An 18106-nucleotide genomic window follows, 5' to 3' on the forward strand; every position below is an offset into this window, starting at 1 on the left:
CAGACATGGAGACGTCAGCGGTAACCTCGGAATCCCCATCCACGCGCCCCCTGAACTGGATCGCGATCGTGTTTTTCGTCCTCGCCACCAACGGGCCCCTCACCAGTCTGATCGGATGCGTGCCGTACGGCGTCGCGTACGGCAACGGCATCGGCATCGCCGGTTCCTACCTGTGCGTCGGCCTGATCTACCTGTGCTTCGCCGTCGGTTTCACGGCGATGAGCCGTCATGTGGGGAATGCGGGCGCGCTGTATGCGTACGTCGGGCAGGGGCTTGGCCGGCCGGCGGGTGTCGGCGCCGCGTTCATGGCGGTCGTGTCGTATTTTGTGATCACGCTCGCGTGTTACGCGTTGCTCGGGTTCTATATCAGCTATTTCATCAATAACCTCGCCGGCCTGGCTGTGCCGTGGTGGGTCAGCACACTCTGCGCGGCAGCCATCGTGCACGCGTTCGCGATCAACAACGTCCAGTTCAACGGCGCCGTGCTGTTCCTGCTGATGATCGTCGAGATCGCGCTGATCGTCGCATTCAACCTCAAGGTCGCTGCCACGGGCGGCGGGGTCGAGCACTTCAGCCTCGCGCCGCTGCACCCCGCGAACGTGTTCACCGGGAAATTCGGCACGTCGCTGGTGTTCGTCGTGGTCGCCTACATGGGCTTCGAGACGACGGTGATCTACGCGAACGATGTCCGCAATCCGGGCCGCTCCATTCCGATTGCGACCTACGTCAGCGTCGCGGTCGTCATGGCGATCTATGTCGTGTCGACGGTGCAGATGTCCAATGCGTTCGGCTATGCCGAAGTCGTCGCGCTGGCGGTGAAGTCGCCCGCGGATCTGTGGTTCGCCGTGACGGAGCGGGTGCTGGGCAAGCAGATGGTGGTGGTCACCAACGCACTGCTGATCACCAGCATGCTCGCGGCGATCATCAGTTTCAACAATGCGACCGTGCGTTACTGGTATTCGCTCGGCCGCGACGGCATAGCGTTCAGGCAGCTCGCGCAATTGAGCGAGAAGAAGGGCCTGCCCGTCCGGGCCGCGAACCTGCAGTCCGTGCTGATGATCGCGCTGATCGCTTTGTTTGCCGCCTATCGAGTCGATCCGGTGATGGTGATTGCACCCTACCTCAGCATTCCGTCCGCGATCGGGATCGTGTGCGTTCAGGCGTTGACCGCGCTGGCGGTCATCCGCTTCTTCGCTGCCCGCCGCGAGCGTGAAACGCGGTTCATCCGGTGGGCCGTTTTCCCTGCCTTGAGCTTCGCCGGATTCGCGTACTTCCTGTACGCAATGATCGGCAACGTATCGCTGATGGCCGGCACGGCTTCGACCGTCGTTTCGCTTCTGCCGTGGACGACGCCGGCGGTTGCTGTCGCGGGTGCGGGCTTCGCGGTTTGGCTGCGACGTGCGCGGCCTGCGACGTACAACGGCCTGGGGCGATTTCTCAACGATAGTTGAGCATACGGACACATTCCTGAAACGGGCATGGTCGAATCACTAAGGTATCCATATTGAAGCGCGTGGAGACGGTGTTCCGGACTCGTGATTCAGGGGAGATTCGACCGACGAGCCCCGCATCCATGCACGTCGGCTTCAGCCCGACAGGCCGACGATCTCGTACCGCCCCTGCGTTGCATCGACATGCGCGACCGTATCGAGCACGCGTATCACCGGCGGAAAGCCGTACACCCGCTCGACCATCGCCTTGTAGTCGTCGCCGTGCCAGCGCGCGGCGGCTTCGCGCGTGCGCCACACGTACACGCCGCCGCCTTCGTGCGTTGCCGCGTCGTAGAAGTACCACTTGTGCAGCAGGTCCGGGTTCACGGCCCACTTCGCGGCGGTCGCCTCATATCGCTCCCGCAGCGTGGGCAGGTCGACGTCGGGCTGTAGCTTGAAGAAGACGATTTCGGTGATCACGGCAGTGCCTCCATTCGCGAATCGTGGGGTGCGGCGGGGATGCCTCCGGGGCTTCCGGGTCAGGCTGCGGGCCCCGGGAGGCGCCGTTTCTCAGTACGGTGACGGCCGGTTTTCCGTGCGCCACTTGAGATCGGCCGGCGTGCCGGGCCGCGGCGGGCGCAGCCCTTCGATCGTCCACAGCCCGAACGGCGTTTCGCCGATATGGATTTCCCAGCGCAGGCCGCGCTCGCCGATGAACGGCGCGAGGCGCTGGCCGACATGTTGCATGAACCGCGCCTGCTCGGCAGGGTCTTCGATCTGCCGCGCAATATGGTCGACCCGGATCCGCACGAAGTCGTCGGTCGGCTTGCCGCCGATCAGGAATGACGCGCTCGGCAGCGGCTGGAACAGCACGTTCACGTAAAAGCGCGGCAGAAACCCGTCGTAGAAGCCGACGATGCGCCCGGCGATCTCCAGCTTGTCGGCGTCGGTATAGGTGTGTTCGGGATGGTAGATGTTCCAGAGCGGCATGGGTGTTCCCCGGTTCGTGAAAGAGAGCGGATGTGGCCTCAGATTGCGCTGTAACGCGCGGCGGGCTGGCCATCCCGCGTGACGGCGTGAAGGAGGTGGCCGCGCGCGCCGTCGAACTGTTGCCAGGCGCCGAGATCGTGGAGCGTCGGAAAGCACACGGATTCCTCGTGATCCAGTGCGTGCAGCGCGGTGTCGACGAGCGTTTCCGGCGACATGAACAGCGCATCCGGGAACGGCGCGGCGGCGTTGCCGAAAAACTCCGTGCGCACCGGTCCCGGCATGACGGCCTGAACCGCGATGCCGCGCGGTGCAAGCTCGGCGTGCAGCGAACGTGTGAAATTGAGCACGTACGCTTTCGAGCCGCTGTATCCGCCCGCGCCGGGTACGGGCATCAGCGTGACGATCGACCCGATGTTCACGATCATGCCGCGTCCCGTAGCGCTGCAGCGGCGCGCGGCCGCGAGCGAGAGCCGGGTCAGCGCGAGCACGTTGACGCGGATCATCGCGTCGACGGCGGCCGGGTCGACCGATGCCGACAGGCCCAGTGCGCCGAGGCCGGCGGCATTGACGATGCCGGCGAACTCGACGGTGCCGTCGATCAGCGCCTCCACTTGCGCGACGCCGTCGTGGCTCGACAGGTCGGCGGCGACGGCCTGCGCATCGCAGCCGTATGCGGACCGGAGCCGGTCGGCGAGCGCCGCGAGTCGCTCGTGCCGGCGCGCAACCAGGATCAGGTCGTAGCCGCGAGCGGCGAGACGATCCGCATAGACGGCGCCAATACCCGACGACGCGCCAGTGACGACCATCACGCCTCGATCTTCTTGCTGCATGTTCAAGCCTCCAAGGGGTTGGACTGACAAGGTTTCTCGTAACTCTTATTATCAGAGTAAGTGGCGGGCGACGCGCCGTCAAGCATTGCCGGATGCGATACGATTACCGCCGCGCGCGCCGACATGGGCTGCGCGTCGAAGTCAGGAAAGGTGATTCGCAATGAAATCCAAGAGTTTTGACGGCATGACCTGCTCGATCGCCAGCGTGCTCGACGCGCTCGGCGATCGATGGAGCACGCTGATCGTGCGCGATCTGGCGCTCGGCCTGGCGCGTTACGACGATCTGCGCCAGTCCACGGGCGTGACCCATGCGACGTTGTCGGACCGGCTGAAGGCGCTCGAAGGCAGGGGGCTGATCGAGCGCAGGCTGTATCAGTCGCGCCCCGACCGGTACGAATACCATCTGACGCCGCGCGGCCGCGACATCGGCATCGTGCTGATGGCGCTCGCGCAGGTCGGCGATGCCTGGGGGCAGGCGGAATCGAAGGCGCCGCCGCTCCGTTTCATGGAGGCGCGCTCGGGGCATGCGGTACGGCTCGCGGTGGTCGATGCCGAGACGGGCAGCCCGATCGACTGGACGGACCTGCGCGTGGAGGCCGGGCCCGGTGCGGACGAGGTCATGCACTGGCGGCTCGAGAAGACGCGCGCGCGTCGCGGCGAATCGTGACGCATGAATTGCCGTCGCGCTGGCGGCTTGCGGTTCATGACGGGAATCGCGCGGCGCCCGGCTCCGGCGGCAGGCGCAGCCCGTTGGTGAGGTAGCTGACGGTCCGGTAGAAGCCCGCGAGCATCAGCAGCTCGAGCAGCGCCTCGTCGCTGTAATGCGGGCGCAACGCCTGCCACAGGTCGTCGTCGATATCGCACTGCCGATGCAGTGTGTCGGACAGCCGGATCAGCAACCGGTCCTCATCGCTCCAGCATGCGTCGTCGGCCGAGCCGCGGGCCAGCGAGCGAATCTGTTCGTGGGTCAAGCCCGCGGCCGGCGAAAACACGGAGACATGCACGCCCCATTCGTATTCGGACCGGCACAGCGCGGTGGTGCGGTCGATGACGATCTCGCGTTGCCGGATGTCGAGGTGGCCTTTGTCCAGCAGGCCGGCGGCGAAGAACTTTGTGAACAGGCGCGCATCGCGTGCCAGCGTGGTGAAGAGGCGCAACGGCGGGCGGCCGCGCATGATCCGGTCGATCGACGCGGCGATGTCGGGGGCGAACGGCGGCACTGCGCATGCGATACGCTGAGTCATGTGAACTCCTTCGTGCTCGTGCTCATGGCGGGGCGTGTGACTGCTCGCAGTCGCCGATGGCTGAGTCGGTAGCGTAGGTGGCGTGCTTTAAAAAGTAAAGCAAGAGGGAAGAAAATCCCCTCGGCACTGCAATGCGGCATGCACACGACATCGCATCGATTCGTTGACGTCACGCGATGGATGCTTTAAAAAGTACAGCATGACCACACCCAAGATCGGACAACGCGTTCGCGGATCGAAGACGGGACGACCCATCATGGTCGTGCTGGATCTGCTCGGGCGGCGCACCACGCTGCGCATCCTGTGGGAGCTGCGCGGCGAGCCGCTCACGTTCCGCGCACTGCAGGAAGCCTGCGAAACGAATGCGCGCCTGCTCAACATGAGGCTGGCCGAGCTCAAGGCGTCGGGTCTCGTCGAGCATGGCGAGGGCGGCTACTGCATGACGGCTGAAGGCCGGCGGCTCGAGGCGGCATTGCAGCCGTTGCTGGGGTGGGCAAAACAATGGGCGAAGCGCGACCCGGACGGGTTCGACGCGGCCGATCGCGAGCAATCCGGTCAGGAACGCTGATCGATCGACACGATCGGCACGCGGGTGCGCTTCGCAATGTCATACCGGTTCGCGCATTGGGCGCGAGTTACCTTCGTTTGCGGAGTCCTTTCATGTCGGTTCGGGCTGTCATCTTCGATTTCGACCTGACGCTGGCGGATTCGTCCGCCGCGATCATCGAGTGCACGGAATACGCGTTGCACCAGCTGGATGCCGCCGGCGCGACGCCGGCGCAGATCGGTGCCGTGATCGGGCTGCCGCTGCACGAGATGTTCCGCTTGTTGACGGGCGAAACTGAACCGGCGCGGGCCGATGCGTTTGCGCGTCACTTCGTGGCACGTGCCGACGAGATCATGGTGCCCGGCACCCATATCTATCCCGAGGTGCCGCTGCTGCTTGCCCGGTTGCGGGCGCAAGGGCTCGCGGTCGCGATCGTTTCATCGAAGTTTCGCTACCGGATCGAAGCGATTCTCGAACGTAACGGTTTGCAGTCACTCGTCGACGTGCTGATCGGCGGGGAAGACGTGCAGCGTCACAAGCCGGATCCCGAAGGGCTCGTGCAGGCACTGGCACGGCTTGATCTGCCGGCACACGCTGCGATCTATGTCGGCGACCACGCGGTGGACGCACAGGCGGCCGAGCGCGCCGGCGTGGCGTTTGTCGGCGCGGTGAGCGGGATGACGTCGTTCGACGGATGGGCGCGCGCGGGCAAGCTGGCAGTAGGCACGCATATCGGCGAGCTGGACGCGATCGTGCAGCAAATGCAGCGCGATCCGGGCCACGCGTCCGGCCCGCACGACGCCTGACGCCGGATTCGGGAGCCGCACGATGGCGCGCCATGTGAACCATCTTCGCTGGAAGATCGTCGCGTTTCTGGTCGCACCGATGACCTTCGTGATGACGCTCGATCGCGCGGCGATGGCCGTGGCTGCACCGACGATCCAGGGCGAATTCGGCCTGTCGATCGTCGAGATGTCGATGATCCTGACGATTTACTTCTGGGCCTATGCGCTCGGCCAGATTCCGGCCGGACGCGCGGCCGAACGCTTCGGGTCGCGCAGCGTACTGTTCGGCACGAGCACCGTGTGGTCGCTGATGATGATCGTCACGCCGTTCGGCAATTCGTTCGCGTGGCTGTTCGGTTGCCGGCTGGTGCTCGGCGGCGCGCAGTCGGCCGACTGGTCGAGCAGCGTCGTTGCGCTCAAGCGCTGGTTTCCGGCCGGCGAGCGCGCGAAAGGCAACGCGGTGCTGCTCTCGGGACTGTATTTGGGCCCGATCGTGTCGGCGCCGCTCACGGCCTGGACGATCGTCCATTTCGGCTGGCATGCGGTCTTCTACGGATTCGGTGCGCTCGGCCTGCTGCTCGGTGCAATCTGGTGGTTCGGCTATCGCGATGCACCGGCGTCGCATCCGCTCATCACGCAGGCCGAGGTGGACTACATCGCGGCCGGCCAGCCGCCCGGCCACACGGTCGTGTCGGGTTCGCTCATGCGTTGCCTGCGGTTGGGGCGCTTCTGGATCTTCGGCATCCAGTATTTTCTGCTCGTGCTGATCCAGAGCTTCTACACGACGTGGCTGCCCACCTACCTGATGCGCGCACGCGGACTGTCGCTGAAGGCGATGGGGGTGGTCGCGTCGCTGCCGTGGGTTGCCGTGTTCGTGGCGGTATTCGTAGCAGGCACCGTCAGCGACCGCTTGCTGAGGAAGACGGGCTCGATCTACTGGGCGCGCACGCCGGTCGCCGTCGCGGGATTCGTCGTGAGTGCGCTGGCACTGGTCGCCGCGTCCCGCGCGGATGCGATGGCCGCGGTCATCTCGCTGCTGTGCCTGTCGTTTGCGGCCGTCGGGTTCGTGCAGGTCGTCGTTTGGTCGGCCGCGCAGGATCTCGGGCGGCCGTTCGCCGGCGTGATGTCGGGCTGGACCAACGTGTGGGGTGCGCTGTCGAACGTCGCGGGTCCGATGGTGCTCGCGCTCGTCGTCAAGGTCACCGGCAGCTGGGGCAGCGGGATGTTCGTGATCGGTGCCGCGGCGGCTTGCGGCGCGGTACTGTGGCTGTTCGTGCATCCCGAGCGCTCGTTGCTCGCCGTGACGGCGGGCGACTTGCCGCCGGCGGCAGAGGGCCGGAACGCGCCGCGCGGCGACGCGCGCAAAACCCGAGCCGACGCCGGGCGGGTTTCCGAGCCGGCCGACTGAGCCGTATTGCGCAACGGGCCGGCAGCGAGCGACGGATTCTGCGACCATCGCCGTTAAAGTCATACCTGCCACTCGATCCGTCGCCATGTCACTCATTTCCGTTGCCTTTGCCAGCCTCCGGCGCTCACGCGCGTTGCCGGCCGCCCGAATCCTGTCGTTCGCGATTCCGGTCGCGGCAGCCATCGGCGTTCTGGGTGGCGCGGATCCAGTTGAAGCCGCCACGCCCACCCAGCGCGAACGTCTCGAAGCACCGGTGAAGGCCGTCGCCGACCAGCGCTTGACCGTCGACACGCCGCAGGGCAGCGCGATGTTGCCCGTCTACGCCGACCATCGGGTCGACAAGGCGGCACCCGACGTCACACGTGTCTTCGTCGTGATTCACGGCACGCTGCGCAATGCCGACGCGTACTACGCATCGGGGCTCAAGGTCGTTGAAAAGGCCGGTGCGGCCGGGAAGGGCACGATGGTCGTCGCGCCGCAGTTCCTGACGCGTGCCGATACGCGCGCGTTTTCGTTGCCTGCGCAAACACTGGCGTGGACGCAGGAAGGATGGAAAGGCGGTGAAGCGGCCCGTCAACCGGGGCCGATCAGTTCGTTCACGGCGCTCGACGCCTTGCTCGCGCATTTCTCCGACCGCAGCCTGTATCCCGCGTTGTCGACCGTGGTCGTGATCGGCCATTCCGCCGGCGCGCAGTTGCTGCAGCGCTATGCGGTAGCCGGGCACGAAGGCGATGCGCTGGAGCGGGCCGGCATCGCGGTGCGTTATGTGGTGGCGAACCCGTCGAGCTACCTGTATTTCGACGACGAACGGCCGGATGGCCAGGCGATCGCAGGCGGAACCTGCCCGGGCGCGACGGAGTGGAAATACGGGCTGCAGTCGGCGCCGCCTTATGTCGCGTCGCAGGACGTGCGGGATCTCGAAACCCGCTATGTCGCGCGTCATGTCGTCTACCTGCTCGGCCAGGCCGACACGAACCCGTACACCCACTTCATCGACCGCTCGTGCGCGGCGATGGCGCAAGGCCCGTACCGGCTCGCGCGCGGGCTCGCGTATTTCGACTACCTGAAGAAGCGGCATCCTGACGATCTCGCGCAGCAGGTCGTCGAAGTGCCGGGCGTCGGGCATGACGGTCTCGGCATGTTCACGTCCGCTTGCGGGCTGGCCGTGCTGTTCGGGCAGGCATTGCCGCCATCGTGTCCGGTCGTTGCCGGTACGGCACCGGACCTGCGGGCGGCGGGGCAGTGAGTGTGCGTGCGAGGTCCGCTCACGGTGAAGCTCGATCGATCAGAAAAATGCAGGAATCGGCAAGATAAATTCATTTCCGTGCGAAGCGCTCCTGGTTCAGGATGACGGCGTTGCCAGGAGCGCTCCCCATGAACATCACGATCCTCGACGATTATTTCGACACGCTGCGCACACTGCCGTGCTTTCGCAAGCTGGACGGGCACACGGTCACGATCTGGAACGATCACGTGCAGGATGTCGACGCGCTGGCCGAGCGCCTGCGCGACACGGACGTGCTGGTGCTGATCCGCGAGCGCACGCAGATTCGCGCGCCGCTGATCGCGCGGCTGCCGAAGCTGCGGCTGATCAGCCAGCGCAGCGTCTATCCGCATATCGACATCGATGCGTGCACCGCGCACGGCGTGATCGTGTCGTCGAACCAGCATTCGGGCACGCCTTCCTATGCGGCCGCCGAGCTCACGTGGGGCCTCGTGCTTGCCGCGATGCGCCAGATTCCGCAGCAGATGCGCGCGCTGCAGGCCGGCGATTGGCAGATCGGCGTCGGGCGGACGCTGCGCGGGCGCACGCTGGGGATTTACGGCTATGGCCGGATCGGTGCGGAGGTCGCCCGGTATGGCGCCGCATTCGGGATGAACGTGCTGGTCTGGGCGCGCGAAGCGTCGCTGCAGCGTGCGCGCGACGACGGGTGGCGCACGGCGCCGGACAAGCACACTTTCTTCGACACTTGCGACGTGCTTTCGCTGCACATGCGGCTCGTGCCGGCCACGCGCGGCATCGTGACGGCCGAGGATCTGGGGCGGATGAAGCCCGGCGCGCTGCTGGTGAACACGAGCCGCGCGGGCCTCGTTGCACCGGGTGCGCTTGAAGCGGCGTTGCAGGCCGGCCGGCCCGGGATGGCGGCGGTGGACGTCTACGAGACGGAGCCATTGCGCGACCCGCGGCATCCGCTGCTGAGTTTGCCGAATGTCGTGTGTACGCCGCATATCGGTTACGTGACCGAGGACGAATACGAGACGCAGTTTTCGGATGTGTTCGACCAGATCGTGTCCTATGCGGCCGGACAGCCGATCCACGTGGTCAACCCGGATGTACTCGCGCGCGAAACGGCGTCGATCGAGCCGCTGATCCTCGACCTGCTCGAATGGATCGGGCCTGCCGGGCGGCCCTATGACGAGGTGATCGATGCGTGGCGCACGTCGTGTCCGCGCTTGCCGGTGTGGGAGGAAGCCTGCGCGCGCGGCTACGTGGTGCGGCACCCGGCGCGTGACGGCGTGGCGATGGTCGAGGTGAGTGCGGCCGGCCGTGCCCGGCTTCAGGCCGATCGCACGTGATCGTGACAATGCTGTCGGCGCGCGGTTGCAGGGCCGCGTGTCATGCCGGGTTTTCCGACAAGGGCGGCGCGCTGGCGTCGAATACCGTCAGGCCTTCCGTCGGGTCCGTCGGCGTGTCCCACGGACGTGCCGCAATGGCCCGTTGTGCAGCTTCGTAGCCGGCTTGCCGTCGGGCGGCGATGCCGTCCGGCGTGAAGTCGATGTCCTTCAACTGATTGTCGCCGGCGAGTCGCGGCGCCGCGAGCTTGACCAGGTGCATCGTGGTTTCGCAGCCCCACGCGGCGAGCCGGCGCACCGCCGGCGACGCGCGTTCGGCTTCCGGCACGTGCCGGGCCAGTTCGCGGATCACGTGGCGTAGCCGATGAATCTGCTGCTGGCGCGCGATGTGGCTGTCGGTGCGGCTCGCATACTGGATATCCTTCTGCCGCTCCGACACCTGCCAGATGCTCTCGGGCTCGGGGCCGGCCGGGTTCCACATCTGGACGGAGAAGATGATCGAGCTGCGGCGCGGGTTGTCGTCGAGCACGACCTCGACGGGCGTGTTCGAGTACACGCCGCCATCCCAGTACGGCTCGCCGTCGATCCGTATCGCCGGGAACGCGGGCGGCAGCGCACCCGAGCTCATGATGTGCTCGATCCCGAGCCGCGTGTCGCGCGAATCGAAATAGCGCATCGTGCCCGTGCACGCATTGACTGCGCTGACGGTCAGGCGCGGGTGGCCCGCGTTCAGCAGGTCGGGATCGATCAGCGACATGAGCGTGTCGCGCAGCGGCGCGATCCGGTAATACGACGCGCGATCGACGCCGAGGCGGACCATCGGCCCGAGCCACGATGCCGGATTGGGCTGGAAGAATCCCGCGATGCCGCCGCCGATGATCATCAGCTCGGCCAGCGTCCGGTCCCAGCCGGGCAGCAGCGGCGCAGTGTCGAAACGGGTCCGCTCGGTCACCCGGCGCCAGAATGCGGACAGTTTCTCGTAGCGCAACGCCGGCGGGTTCCCGGCGATCAACGCTGCGTTGATCGCGCCGATCGACGTGCCGACCACCCAGTCGGGCCGGATACCGGCTTCGTCCATCGCCTGAAAGACGCCGAGCTGGAATGCGCCCAGTGCGCCGCCGCCCTGGAGCACGAGCACCACTTGCCCGGGGAGATCCATGCGTGCCGGCTGGCTCGCGGTCATGGCTGGCCTCGCTGCGTGTGATGGTGGGTCGGATCCGAACGGATCGATTCAGTTTAGGCGATCGGCGGCGGAGGGCTGCCCGCAGTGCAGCGGGCGGCTGCAGGTGCTTCGCCAGTCGCATCCGACCCTCAAGCAGGTTCGGGGTGGTGCGCTCGCGTGCGGCAGCTCGCGCCGTTTCGGGCCGCGTATCCACCGGCATGAGCAGCAGGCGTCACGCGTCCGGGTAAGGCGTGCCGTCCTTGTGCAAGAACCGGCCGTCGCGGCTCGGGCTCATCATGTCGATGTCCGGGCAGGTGATCACGTCGTCCGGCGAGCGCGAGCCGACCTCGAGATACACGGCGACCGCATCGGACCGGTTGACCAGGTGATGGCCGTTGCCCGAGTCTTTCGGGAACGCCGCACAGTCGCCGGCACGCAGCACGGTTTCGCCGCCGTCCTCGATCAGCACGAGTTCGCCTTCGAGCACGTAGACGAATTCGTCTTCGTCGGAGTGCCAGTGGCGCTGGCTCGACCAGCCGCCTGGCGGCACGCGCATCAGGTTGACGCCGAAATCGCGCAGCCCGCCGGCGTAGCCGACGCGCTGGCGGATGCGCTGCGCGCACGGCGCGTCGAACGGCTGCGGATAGCCGCTGCCGAGGCGTTCGGGCACAGCGCTGAGGTCGATCCTGGGCATGGGCGGCTCCGTCAGCCACGCGGGCGAATGGGATGGGGGCATTGTAGGCGGCCTGCCGTCCGCCATTCGTCCGCGTGTTTCGCGGTGCGCCGCGTCATTCGACCGTGATGGTCTCCTTCATGTACGGGTGAATCCCGCAGAACACCTTGTAGACGCCCGGCTTGTCGAAGCGGAACGAGTACGTATCGTTCTGGTCGAGTGCGCTCGAGTGAAAGATGCCGGCATCGTTGACGACCGTGTGCGGCTCTCCGTCGAGGTTCTTCCACGTGATCGTCGTACCGGCCTTGATCGTGGTCGACATCGGCGAAAACATGAAGTTGTGGATCGTCACGAGCGTGGCGTCCGGGCCTTGTGCAAACGCGGCGAGCGGGGTGGTGGCGCACAGGATCAGCGCCGCGATGAGGCTGGATTGCTTGAAGCGGGTCATGTCGGTCTCCCTTGGGTTCGGTGTGTCAGGCCAGCGTTGTATCGTGCAGCGACGATGCAACCGGATGGCCCGCGAAGTCGACGGTCGTCACGCCGAGCATCGACGGCAGCCGGTCGCGCGGCACGGTGAGCGGCACGGGGCCCGGGCCGTTGCCGGCCGTCGGCTGCGGGAACGCGGTGGAGCGCGCGGTGTGGAAGGTCACGTTGCCCTCGACCTTCGACACGATCTGGTGGATGTGCCCGTTCAACACGGTGACCGAGCCGAAGCGGCGCAGCAGCGCCATCGTCTGCGGCGCGTCGCCGGTGCCCCAGCCCCACGGCTCGTAGATGGTCCACATCGGCATGTGCGAGAACACGACGATCGGCGTGCTCGACGAGCGGCCCTTGAGATCCTGCGCGAGCCACGCGAGCTGGTCGTCGCCGAAGCTGCCGAGCCCGTTCGGCTTGAAGTGCATCACGTTGACGAGGCCGATGAAGTGCACGCCCGCGTGATCGAAGCTGTAATAGCCGCGGTTGTCCGACGCCTTGCCGAACCGGCCGAAATATTCGGCGCCCGAACCGTCAGTAACGTCGTGCTCGCCGGGCACCGTATGCAGTTCCGGCACGCGCAGCGCGGAGAGCAACTGCGACGCGTGATCGAACTCCTCGGGCTTGGACAGGTGCGTGATGTCGCCGGTATGGATGGCCAGCGCGGGCATCGCCGGCATGCCGTTGACGAGGTCGATCGTCTGCTTCAGCGTGGCCGATACGTCGGGGTTCGCCTCCTTGTTGAAGCCGATATGCGTGTCGCTGATCTGCACGAACAGCGGGCGGCCCGCGTTGGCCGGGAGTGCGTCGCCGGTCTGCGCAAGCGCGAGGTCGAACGGCGTCAGGATGCCGCCCGACAGCGTGAACAGCGTGCCGAGGCCGCCGAAGGCCATGCACTGCAGGGCCTTGCGGCGCGACGGGTTGGTGGGGGTCGATGAAGACATGTGAGCCTCGCATTCGTGTGACGAAACCGGACGGCCGGATCGTCCTGGAATAAGCCGGCGCCTTCGCGTGCCATACCGGCGCAGCGGCGAATTTATTCCCGTGCGTTACAAGGTCGAACACCCGTGTTGGCGGCTTGCGCGGCGGTGCAGGATTTTTGAAGGATGACCTGTCAATGTCTTGTAAGTGACACGTCACATTTGCGTCACGACCGACCGATAGCCTGCCACTCCGAGTCACCTCTCCGGAGCCCCTTCATGCCGAATCTCGCGGCAACGGAAACCAGCGGTGCGGTCAGCAACCGCACGCGCACCATCAGCCTCGCGCTGTTTTTTCTGATTATTGCCTGCGGCATCGTCTATGTCGGCATTCATCTCAGTGCCGATCTCAGTCCCGTCAAGGAAAGCTCGGTCCTCCCGTTCCTGCTGCTGATCGTCGCGCTGCTGATCGCACTCGGCTTCGAGTTCGTCAACGGCTTTCATGACACCGCGAACGCGGTCGCGACCGTCATCTATACGCATTCGCTCGACCCGCATCTGGCCGTCGTCTGGTCGGGCCTCTGGAACCTGGCCGGCGTGCTCGTGTCGAGCGGCGCCGTCGCGTTCGGCATCCTGCAGTTGCTGCCGGTCGAGCTGATCCTGCAGGTGGGCAGCGGCTCGGGCTTCGCGATGGTGTTCGCGCTGCTGATCGCAGCCGTCACATGGAACCTCGCGACCTGGTATTTCGGGCTGCCGTCGTCGAGTTCGCACACGCTCGTCGGCTCGATCATCGGCGTCGGCCTGATGAACCAGATCGTCAGCGGCCCGTCGGGCACGAGCGGTGTCGACTGGAACCAGGCGCTCGGCGTCGGCAAGGCGCTGCTGTTCTCGCCGCTGATCGGTTTCGTGCTGTCCGCGCTCGTGCTGCTGCTCCTGAAGGCGCTCGTGCGCGTGCCGGCGCTGTACCAGGAGCCGAAGGGCAACAAGCCGCCGCCGTTCTGGATCCGCCTGCTGCTGATCCTCACCTGCACGGGCGTGTCGTTCGCGCACGGCTCGAACGACGGGCAGAAGGGCATGGGGCTGATCATGCTGATCCTGATCGGCGTGATGCCGACCGCGTATGCGCTGAACAAGGCCGTGACGCCGGACCAGACGAGCACGTTCGTCGCGGTGGCGCGTCACGCGTCGACGACGCTCGTCAAGTACGCGGACCCGGCCGCACAGTCGGCCGACCCGCGCGCCGATGTCGAGGCGTACGTGCGCACGCACAAGCTGACGCCCGCGACGGTCCCGGCATTGGGCAAGCTCACCGACACGATCGCCGACCAGGTCGCGCAGGCCGGCGGCATCTCGAGCGTGCCGCAGAACCTCGTCGACAACGTGCGCAACAACATGTACGTCGCGTCCGAGGCGATCCGGCTGATGGAGAAGGCGAAGGCGCCGGCGTTCTCGGTCGAGGACGCGAGCGCGCTCGAAGCGTTCAAGAAGCAGATGGACCGCGCGACGAAATTCATCCCGACCTGGGTGAAGGTCGCCGTCGCGATCGCGCTCGGCCTCGGCACGATGGTCGGCTGGAAGCGGATCGTCGTGACGGTCGGCGAGAAGATCGGCAAGTCGCATCTCACCTACGGGCAGGGCGCATCGGCCGAAGCCGTCGCGATGCTGACGATCGGGATGGCCGACGCATACGGGCTGCCGGTGTCGACAACGCACGTGCTCGCGTCGGGCGTGGCCGGCACGATGACGGCCAGCGGCGCGGGCCTGCGCTGGGATACGGTGCGCAACCTCGTGCTCGCGTGGGTGCTCACGCTGCCCGCATCGATCGCGCTGTCGGCCGGCCTGTACTGGGTACTGCACGGACTGTTCTGACCCGCGCCGGGGGGCGCGACGTCCGGCCGCGCATTGCGCGGCTGGTCCCATCGATTTTCAATTCAACACAAGACGCTACCGATGGATATCAGTTTCGATCCGAACCGCACCGCGAACGCTTCGGCGTGGCGCGTGCTGCCCAACCGCTGGGATGCCGTCGCGTTTCCGCTGATCATCTGCCTGCTCGCGATGGCGATCGTCGGCTTCCACCAGACGATGGCGCCGATCGGCGTGCTGCAGACGCAGAAGATCTCGCTCGATCCGTCGAACCTGCCCGAATATGCGTTGCGCACCACGCTGCGGATGCTCGCCGCGATGGTCGCTTCGCTCGTGTTCACGCTCGTCTACGGCACGCTCGCCGCAAAAAGCCGCCGCGCCGGCATGGTGCTGATTCCGATCCTCGACATCCTGCAGTCGGTGCCGGTGCTCGGCTACATCTCGTTTACCGTCACGTTCTTCCTTGCGCTGTTTCCGGGCCGCGTGCTCGGTGCGGAGCTGGCCGCGATCTTCGCGATCTTCACCAGCCAGGCATGGAACATGACGTTCAGCTTCTACCAGTCGTTGCGCACGGTGCCGCGCGACCTGAGCGAAGTCTCGCGCGGCTTTCACCTGACGCCGTGGCAACGCTTCTGGAAGCTCGAGGTGCCGTTCTCGATGCCGGGCCTGATCTGGAACATGATGATGTCGATGTCGGGCGGCTGGTTCTTCGTCGTCGCATCGGAAGCGATCACGGTCGGCAACCAGACCATCACGCTGCCGGGCATCGGCGCGTATCTCGCGCAGGCGATCTCCGACAAGAACCTCGGCGCGGTCGGCTGGGTGATCGTCGCGATGTCGGTCGTGATTCTCGCCTATGACCAGTTCCTGTTCCGCCCGCTCGTCGCATGGGCCGACAAGTTCCGGATGGAGAACACCGCGTCGGGCGATGCGCCGCAATCCTGGCTGCTCGACATGATGCGCCGCACGCACCTGATCCATCAGTTGCTCGTGCCGGCCGGCTGGCTGCTGTCGCAGGCCGCGCGGATTCCGCTGCGCTTTCCGTCGATGAAGGGCACGCGTGCGCGTGGCGCGTCGTCGCGCAGTTCGTCGCGCATCGGCGACATCGTGTGGGGCACCTTCGTGATCCTGCTGACTGTGTACGTCGTGTGGCGCGTCGTCACGTTTGTCGCGACCGGCGTGACGATGGGCGAAGTCGGGCACGTGCTCGTGCTCGGGCTCATCACGTTGCTGCGCGTGCTGGTGCTGATCGCGATCGCGTCGGTGATCTGGGTGCCGCTCGGTGTGCTGATCGGGTTGCGCCCGGCGCTGGCCGAGAAGATCCAGCCGCTCGCGCAGTTCCTCGCCGCGTTCCCGGCGAACCTGCTGTTCCCGGTGTTCGTGATCGTGATCGTCCACTTCCACCTGAATGCGGACATCTGGCTGTCGCCGCTGATCGTGCTCGGCACGCAGTGGTACATCCTGTTCAACGTGATCGCCGGTGCAATGTCCTATCCGAACGACTACAAGGAAGCGACGAAGAATTTCCGCATCCGCGGCTGGCAGTGGTGGCGTCAGGCGATCCTGCCCGGCATCTTCCCGTACTACGTGACGGGTGCGATCACCGCATCGGGCGGCGCGTGGAACGCGAGCATCGTGTCCGAGTTCGTGCAGTGGGGCGACACGAAGGTCGTTGCTCACGGCCTTGGCGCGTACATCGCGCAGACCACCGCCGCCGGCGATTTCCCGAAGATCATCCTGGGCATCGCCGTGATGTCCCTGTTCGTTACCCTGTTCAACCGTGTGCTGTGGCGTCCGATGTACGCCTATGCGGAATCCCGGCTCCGTCTCGATTGAGAGTAAGCGCGATGCAAAATTCGAACGTTATCAACGCCCCCGTCAAGACGAACCAGCCGCTGCAGCCGCCGCGCCTCGGCGATGAAATCCTGCGCGTGGAGCACGTGAACCGCGGCTTCAGCAAGTCGCAGGGCGAACTGCTCGTGCTCGACGATGCGAACCTGTCGCTGCGCGAAGGCGAGATCGTCGGGCTGCTTGGCCGCTCCGGCTCGGGCAAGTCGACACTGCTGCGCATCATCGCCGGGCTGATCGAGCCGACCGGCGGCGAAGTGACCTATCTCGGTCAGCCGCTGCGCGGCCCGGCCGAAGGCGTCGCGATGGTGTTCCAGACCTTCGCGCTGTTCCCGTGGCTCACCGTGCTGCAGAACGTGGAAGCGGGCCTTGAAGCGCTCGGCGTCGGCGCGCGCGAGCGGCGCGAGCGTGCGCTCGCCGCGATCGACCTGATCGGTCTCGACGGCTTCGAGAACGCGTACCCGCGCGAGCTGTCGGGCGGCATGCGCCAGCGCGTGGGCTTTGCGCGCGCGCTCGTCGTCGATCCGACGATCCTGCTGATGGACGAGCCGTTCTCCGCGCTCGACGTGCTGACGGCCGAGACGCTGCGTACCGACCTGCTCGATCTGTGGACGCAAGGCCGGATGCCGATCAAGTCGGTGCTGATCGTCACGCACAACATCGAGGAAGCGGTGTTCATGTGCGACCGGATCCTCGTGTTGTCGTCGAACCCGGGCCGCGTGATCGCCGAGATCAAGGTGCCGTTCAAGCATCCGCGCAACCGGCTCGATACCGATTTCCGCAAGCTCGTCGACGACATCTACGCGAAGATGACCGCCCGCCAGACCAACGAGGCGACGAAGAAGGGGCTGGAGCTCGGCAGCTGGATGCCGCGCGTGTCGACCAACCTGATGGCCGGCCTGATCGAGACACTCGCGATGGCGCCGTACCACGGCCGCGCGGACATGCCGGAAATCGCGCGTACGCTGCACCTCGAGGTCGACGAACTGTTCCCGATCGCCGAAGTGCTGCAGTACCTCGGCTTCGCGGACGTGCGGGAAGGGGACGTGTTCCTGACGCCGCCCGCACGCGTGTTCGCGGAATTCGGCACGCAGGAACGCAAGCTGATGTTCGCGGATCACCTGCTGAAGCACGTGCCGCTGGCTGCACGGATCAGGAAGGTACTGAACGAGCGCCCGGGCCATCGTGCGCCGCGCGTGCGCTTCGAGCAGGAGCTGGAGGATTTCCTGTCCGACGAAGCGGCCGAGGAAACGCTCGACGCGGTGATCGACTGGGGCCGTTACGGCGAAGTGTTCTCGTATAACGACAAGACCGAGGTGTTCAGCCTCGAGGATGTCGAGAGCTGAAAGTCGAGT

General features: G+C 66.1%; 17 protein-coding genes and 1 pseudogene. 10 read left to right on the forward strand and 8 right to left on the reverse strand.

Annotated elements, in window-relative coordinates:
- The first annotated feature begins 68 nt into the window (after positions 1-68).
- Complete coding sequence (locus BCEP18194_RS27545; RefSeq protein ID WP_244273088.1) at positions 69-1451, forward strand: APC family permease; 1383 nt, start codon at positions 69-71, stop codon at positions 1449-1451.
- A 135-nt stretch (positions 1452-1586) separates the two neighbouring features.
- Here the strand turns inward: BCEP18194_RS27545 and BCEP18194_RS27550 are convergent, their stop codons facing one another.
- The 3 genes from BCEP18194_RS27550 to BCEP18194_RS27560 all read right to left on the reverse strand — a co-directional run bounded on the left by BCEP18194_RS27550 (position 1587) and on the right by BCEP18194_RS27560 (position 3250).
- Positions 1587-1910 carry a hypothetical protein gene (locus tag BCEP18194_RS27550; protein WP_011354563.1) on the reverse strand — a complete coding sequence of 108 codons (324 nt, stop codon included), beginning with the start codon at positions 1908-1910 and terminating at the stop codon, positions 1587-1589.
- 90 nt (positions 1911-2000) lie between these two features.
- Entirely contained in the window at positions 2001-2420 is a 420-nt protein-coding gene (locus BCEP18194_RS27555) for a tautomerase family protein (protein ID WP_011354564.1), read from the reverse strand.
- 38 nt (positions 2421-2458) lie between these two features.
- Positions 2459-3250: an SDR family NAD(P)-dependent oxidoreductase gene (locus tag BCEP18194_RS27560; protein ID WP_011354565.1), complete on the reverse strand. Its 792-nt coding sequence runs from the start codon at positions 3248-3250 to the stop codon at positions 2459-2461.
- A gap of 160 nt (positions 3251-3410) precedes the next feature.
- On the opposite strand from BCEP18194_RS27560, the gene BCEP18194_RS27565 reads away from it, so the two are divergent.
- Positions 3411-3917: a winged helix-turn-helix transcriptional regulator gene (locus BCEP18194_RS27565; protein ID WP_011354566.1), complete on the forward strand. Its 507-nt coding sequence runs from the start codon at positions 3411-3413 to the stop codon at positions 3915-3917.
- Between the two features lie 34 nt (positions 3918-3951).
- Here BCEP18194_RS27565 and BCEP18194_RS27570 read toward each other — a convergent pair whose 3' ends face one another.
- Positions 3952-4494: a carboxymuconolactone decarboxylase family protein gene (locus BCEP18194_RS27570; protein ID WP_011354567.1), complete on the reverse strand. Its 543-nt coding sequence runs from the start codon at positions 4492-4494 to the stop codon at positions 3952-3954.
- Positions 4495-4750: 256 nt separating this feature from the next.
- Here BCEP18194_RS27570 and BCEP18194_RS27575 point away from each other — a divergent pair, with 256 nt between their 5' ends.
- The 5 genes and pseudogenes from BCEP18194_RS27575 to BCEP18194_RS27595 all read left to right on the forward strand — a co-directional run.
- Positions 4751-5062 carry a winged helix-turn-helix transcriptional regulator gene (locus BCEP18194_RS27575; protein WP_241025182.1) on the forward strand — a complete coding sequence of 104 codons (312 nt, stop codon included), beginning with the start codon at positions 4751-4753 and terminating at the stop codon, positions 5060-5062.
- A gap of 92 nt (positions 5063-5154) precedes the next feature.
- Positions 5155-5847, forward strand: a complete 693-nt coding sequence (locus BCEP18194_RS27580) for an HAD family hydrolase (protein ID WP_011354569.1) — start codon at positions 5155-5157, stop codon at positions 5845-5847.
- 22 nt (positions 5848-5869) lie between these two features.
- Complete coding sequence (locus tag BCEP18194_RS27585) at positions 5870-7234, forward strand: MFS transporter (protein ID WP_011354570.1); 1365 nt, start codon at positions 5870-5872, stop codon at positions 7232-7234.
- A gap of 85 nt (positions 7235-7319) precedes the next feature.
- Entirely contained in the window at positions 7320-8480 is a 1161-nt protein-coding gene (locus tag BCEP18194_RS27590) for an alpha/beta fold hydrolase (protein WP_011354571.1), read from the forward strand.
- A gap of 128 nt (positions 8481-8608) precedes the next feature.
- Positions 8609-9577: pseudogene (locus BCEP18194_RS27595) on the forward strand (D-2-hydroxyacid dehydrogenase family protein); the annotation flags it as partial.
- A 274-nt stretch (positions 9578-9851) separates the two neighbouring features.
- Here the strand turns inward: BCEP18194_RS27595 and BCEP18194_RS27600 are convergent.
- The 4 genes from BCEP18194_RS27600 to BCEP18194_RS27615 all read right to left on the reverse strand — a co-directional run bounded on the left by BCEP18194_RS27600 (position 9852) and on the right by BCEP18194_RS27615 (position 13061).
- Positions 9852-10991, reverse strand: coding sequence for a patatin-like phospholipase family protein (locus BCEP18194_RS27600; RefSeq protein WP_011354573.1), 1140 nt, complete (start codon positions 10989-10991; stop codon positions 9852-9854).
- Positions 10992-11202: 211 nt separating this feature from the next.
- Positions 11203-11664 carry a cupin domain-containing protein gene (locus BCEP18194_RS27605; RefSeq protein WP_011354574.1) on the reverse strand — a complete coding sequence of 154 codons (462 nt, stop codon included), beginning with the start codon at positions 11662-11664 and terminating at the stop codon, positions 11203-11205.
- Positions 11665-11758: 94 nt separating this feature from the next.
- Complete coding sequence (locus BCEP18194_RS27610; protein ID WP_011354575.1) at positions 11759-12091, reverse strand: cupredoxin domain-containing protein; 333 nt, start codon at positions 12089-12091, stop codon at positions 11759-11761.
- 25 nt (positions 12092-12116) lie between these two features.
- Positions 12117-13061 carry a metallophosphoesterase family protein gene (locus BCEP18194_RS27615; RefSeq protein WP_011354576.1) on the reverse strand — a complete coding sequence of 315 codons (945 nt, stop codon included), beginning with the start codon at positions 13059-13061 and terminating at the stop codon, positions 12117-12119.
- Between the two features lie 255 nt (positions 13062-13316).
- Here BCEP18194_RS27615 and BCEP18194_RS27620 point away from each other — a divergent pair, with 255 nt between their 5' ends.
- From BCEP18194_RS27620 to BCEP18194_RS27630, 3 genes are all read left to right on the forward strand, one after another.
- On the forward strand, positions 13317-14906 hold the full coding sequence (locus BCEP18194_RS27620; RefSeq protein ID WP_011354577.1) for an inorganic phosphate transporter: 1590 nt from the start codon (positions 13317-13319) through the stop codon (positions 14904-14906).
- Positions 14907-14987: 81 nt separating this feature from the next.
- On the forward strand, positions 14988-16739 hold the full coding sequence (locus tag BCEP18194_RS27625) for an ABC transporter permease (RefSeq protein ID WP_011354578.1): 1752 nt from the start codon (positions 14988-14990) through the stop codon (positions 16737-16739).
- 11 nt (positions 16740-16750) lie between these two features.
- Positions 16751-18097: an ABC transporter ATP-binding protein gene (locus BCEP18194_RS27630; protein WP_011354579.1), complete on the forward strand. Its 1347-nt coding sequence runs from the start codon at positions 16751-16753 to the stop codon at positions 18095-18097.
- The last annotated feature ends 9 nt before the right edge of the window (positions 18098-18106 follow it).

The organism is Burkholderia lata (assembly GCF_000012945.1).
Classification (GTDB): Bacteria; Pseudomonadota; Gammaproteobacteria; order Burkholderiales; family Burkholderiaceae; genus Burkholderia; species Burkholderia lata.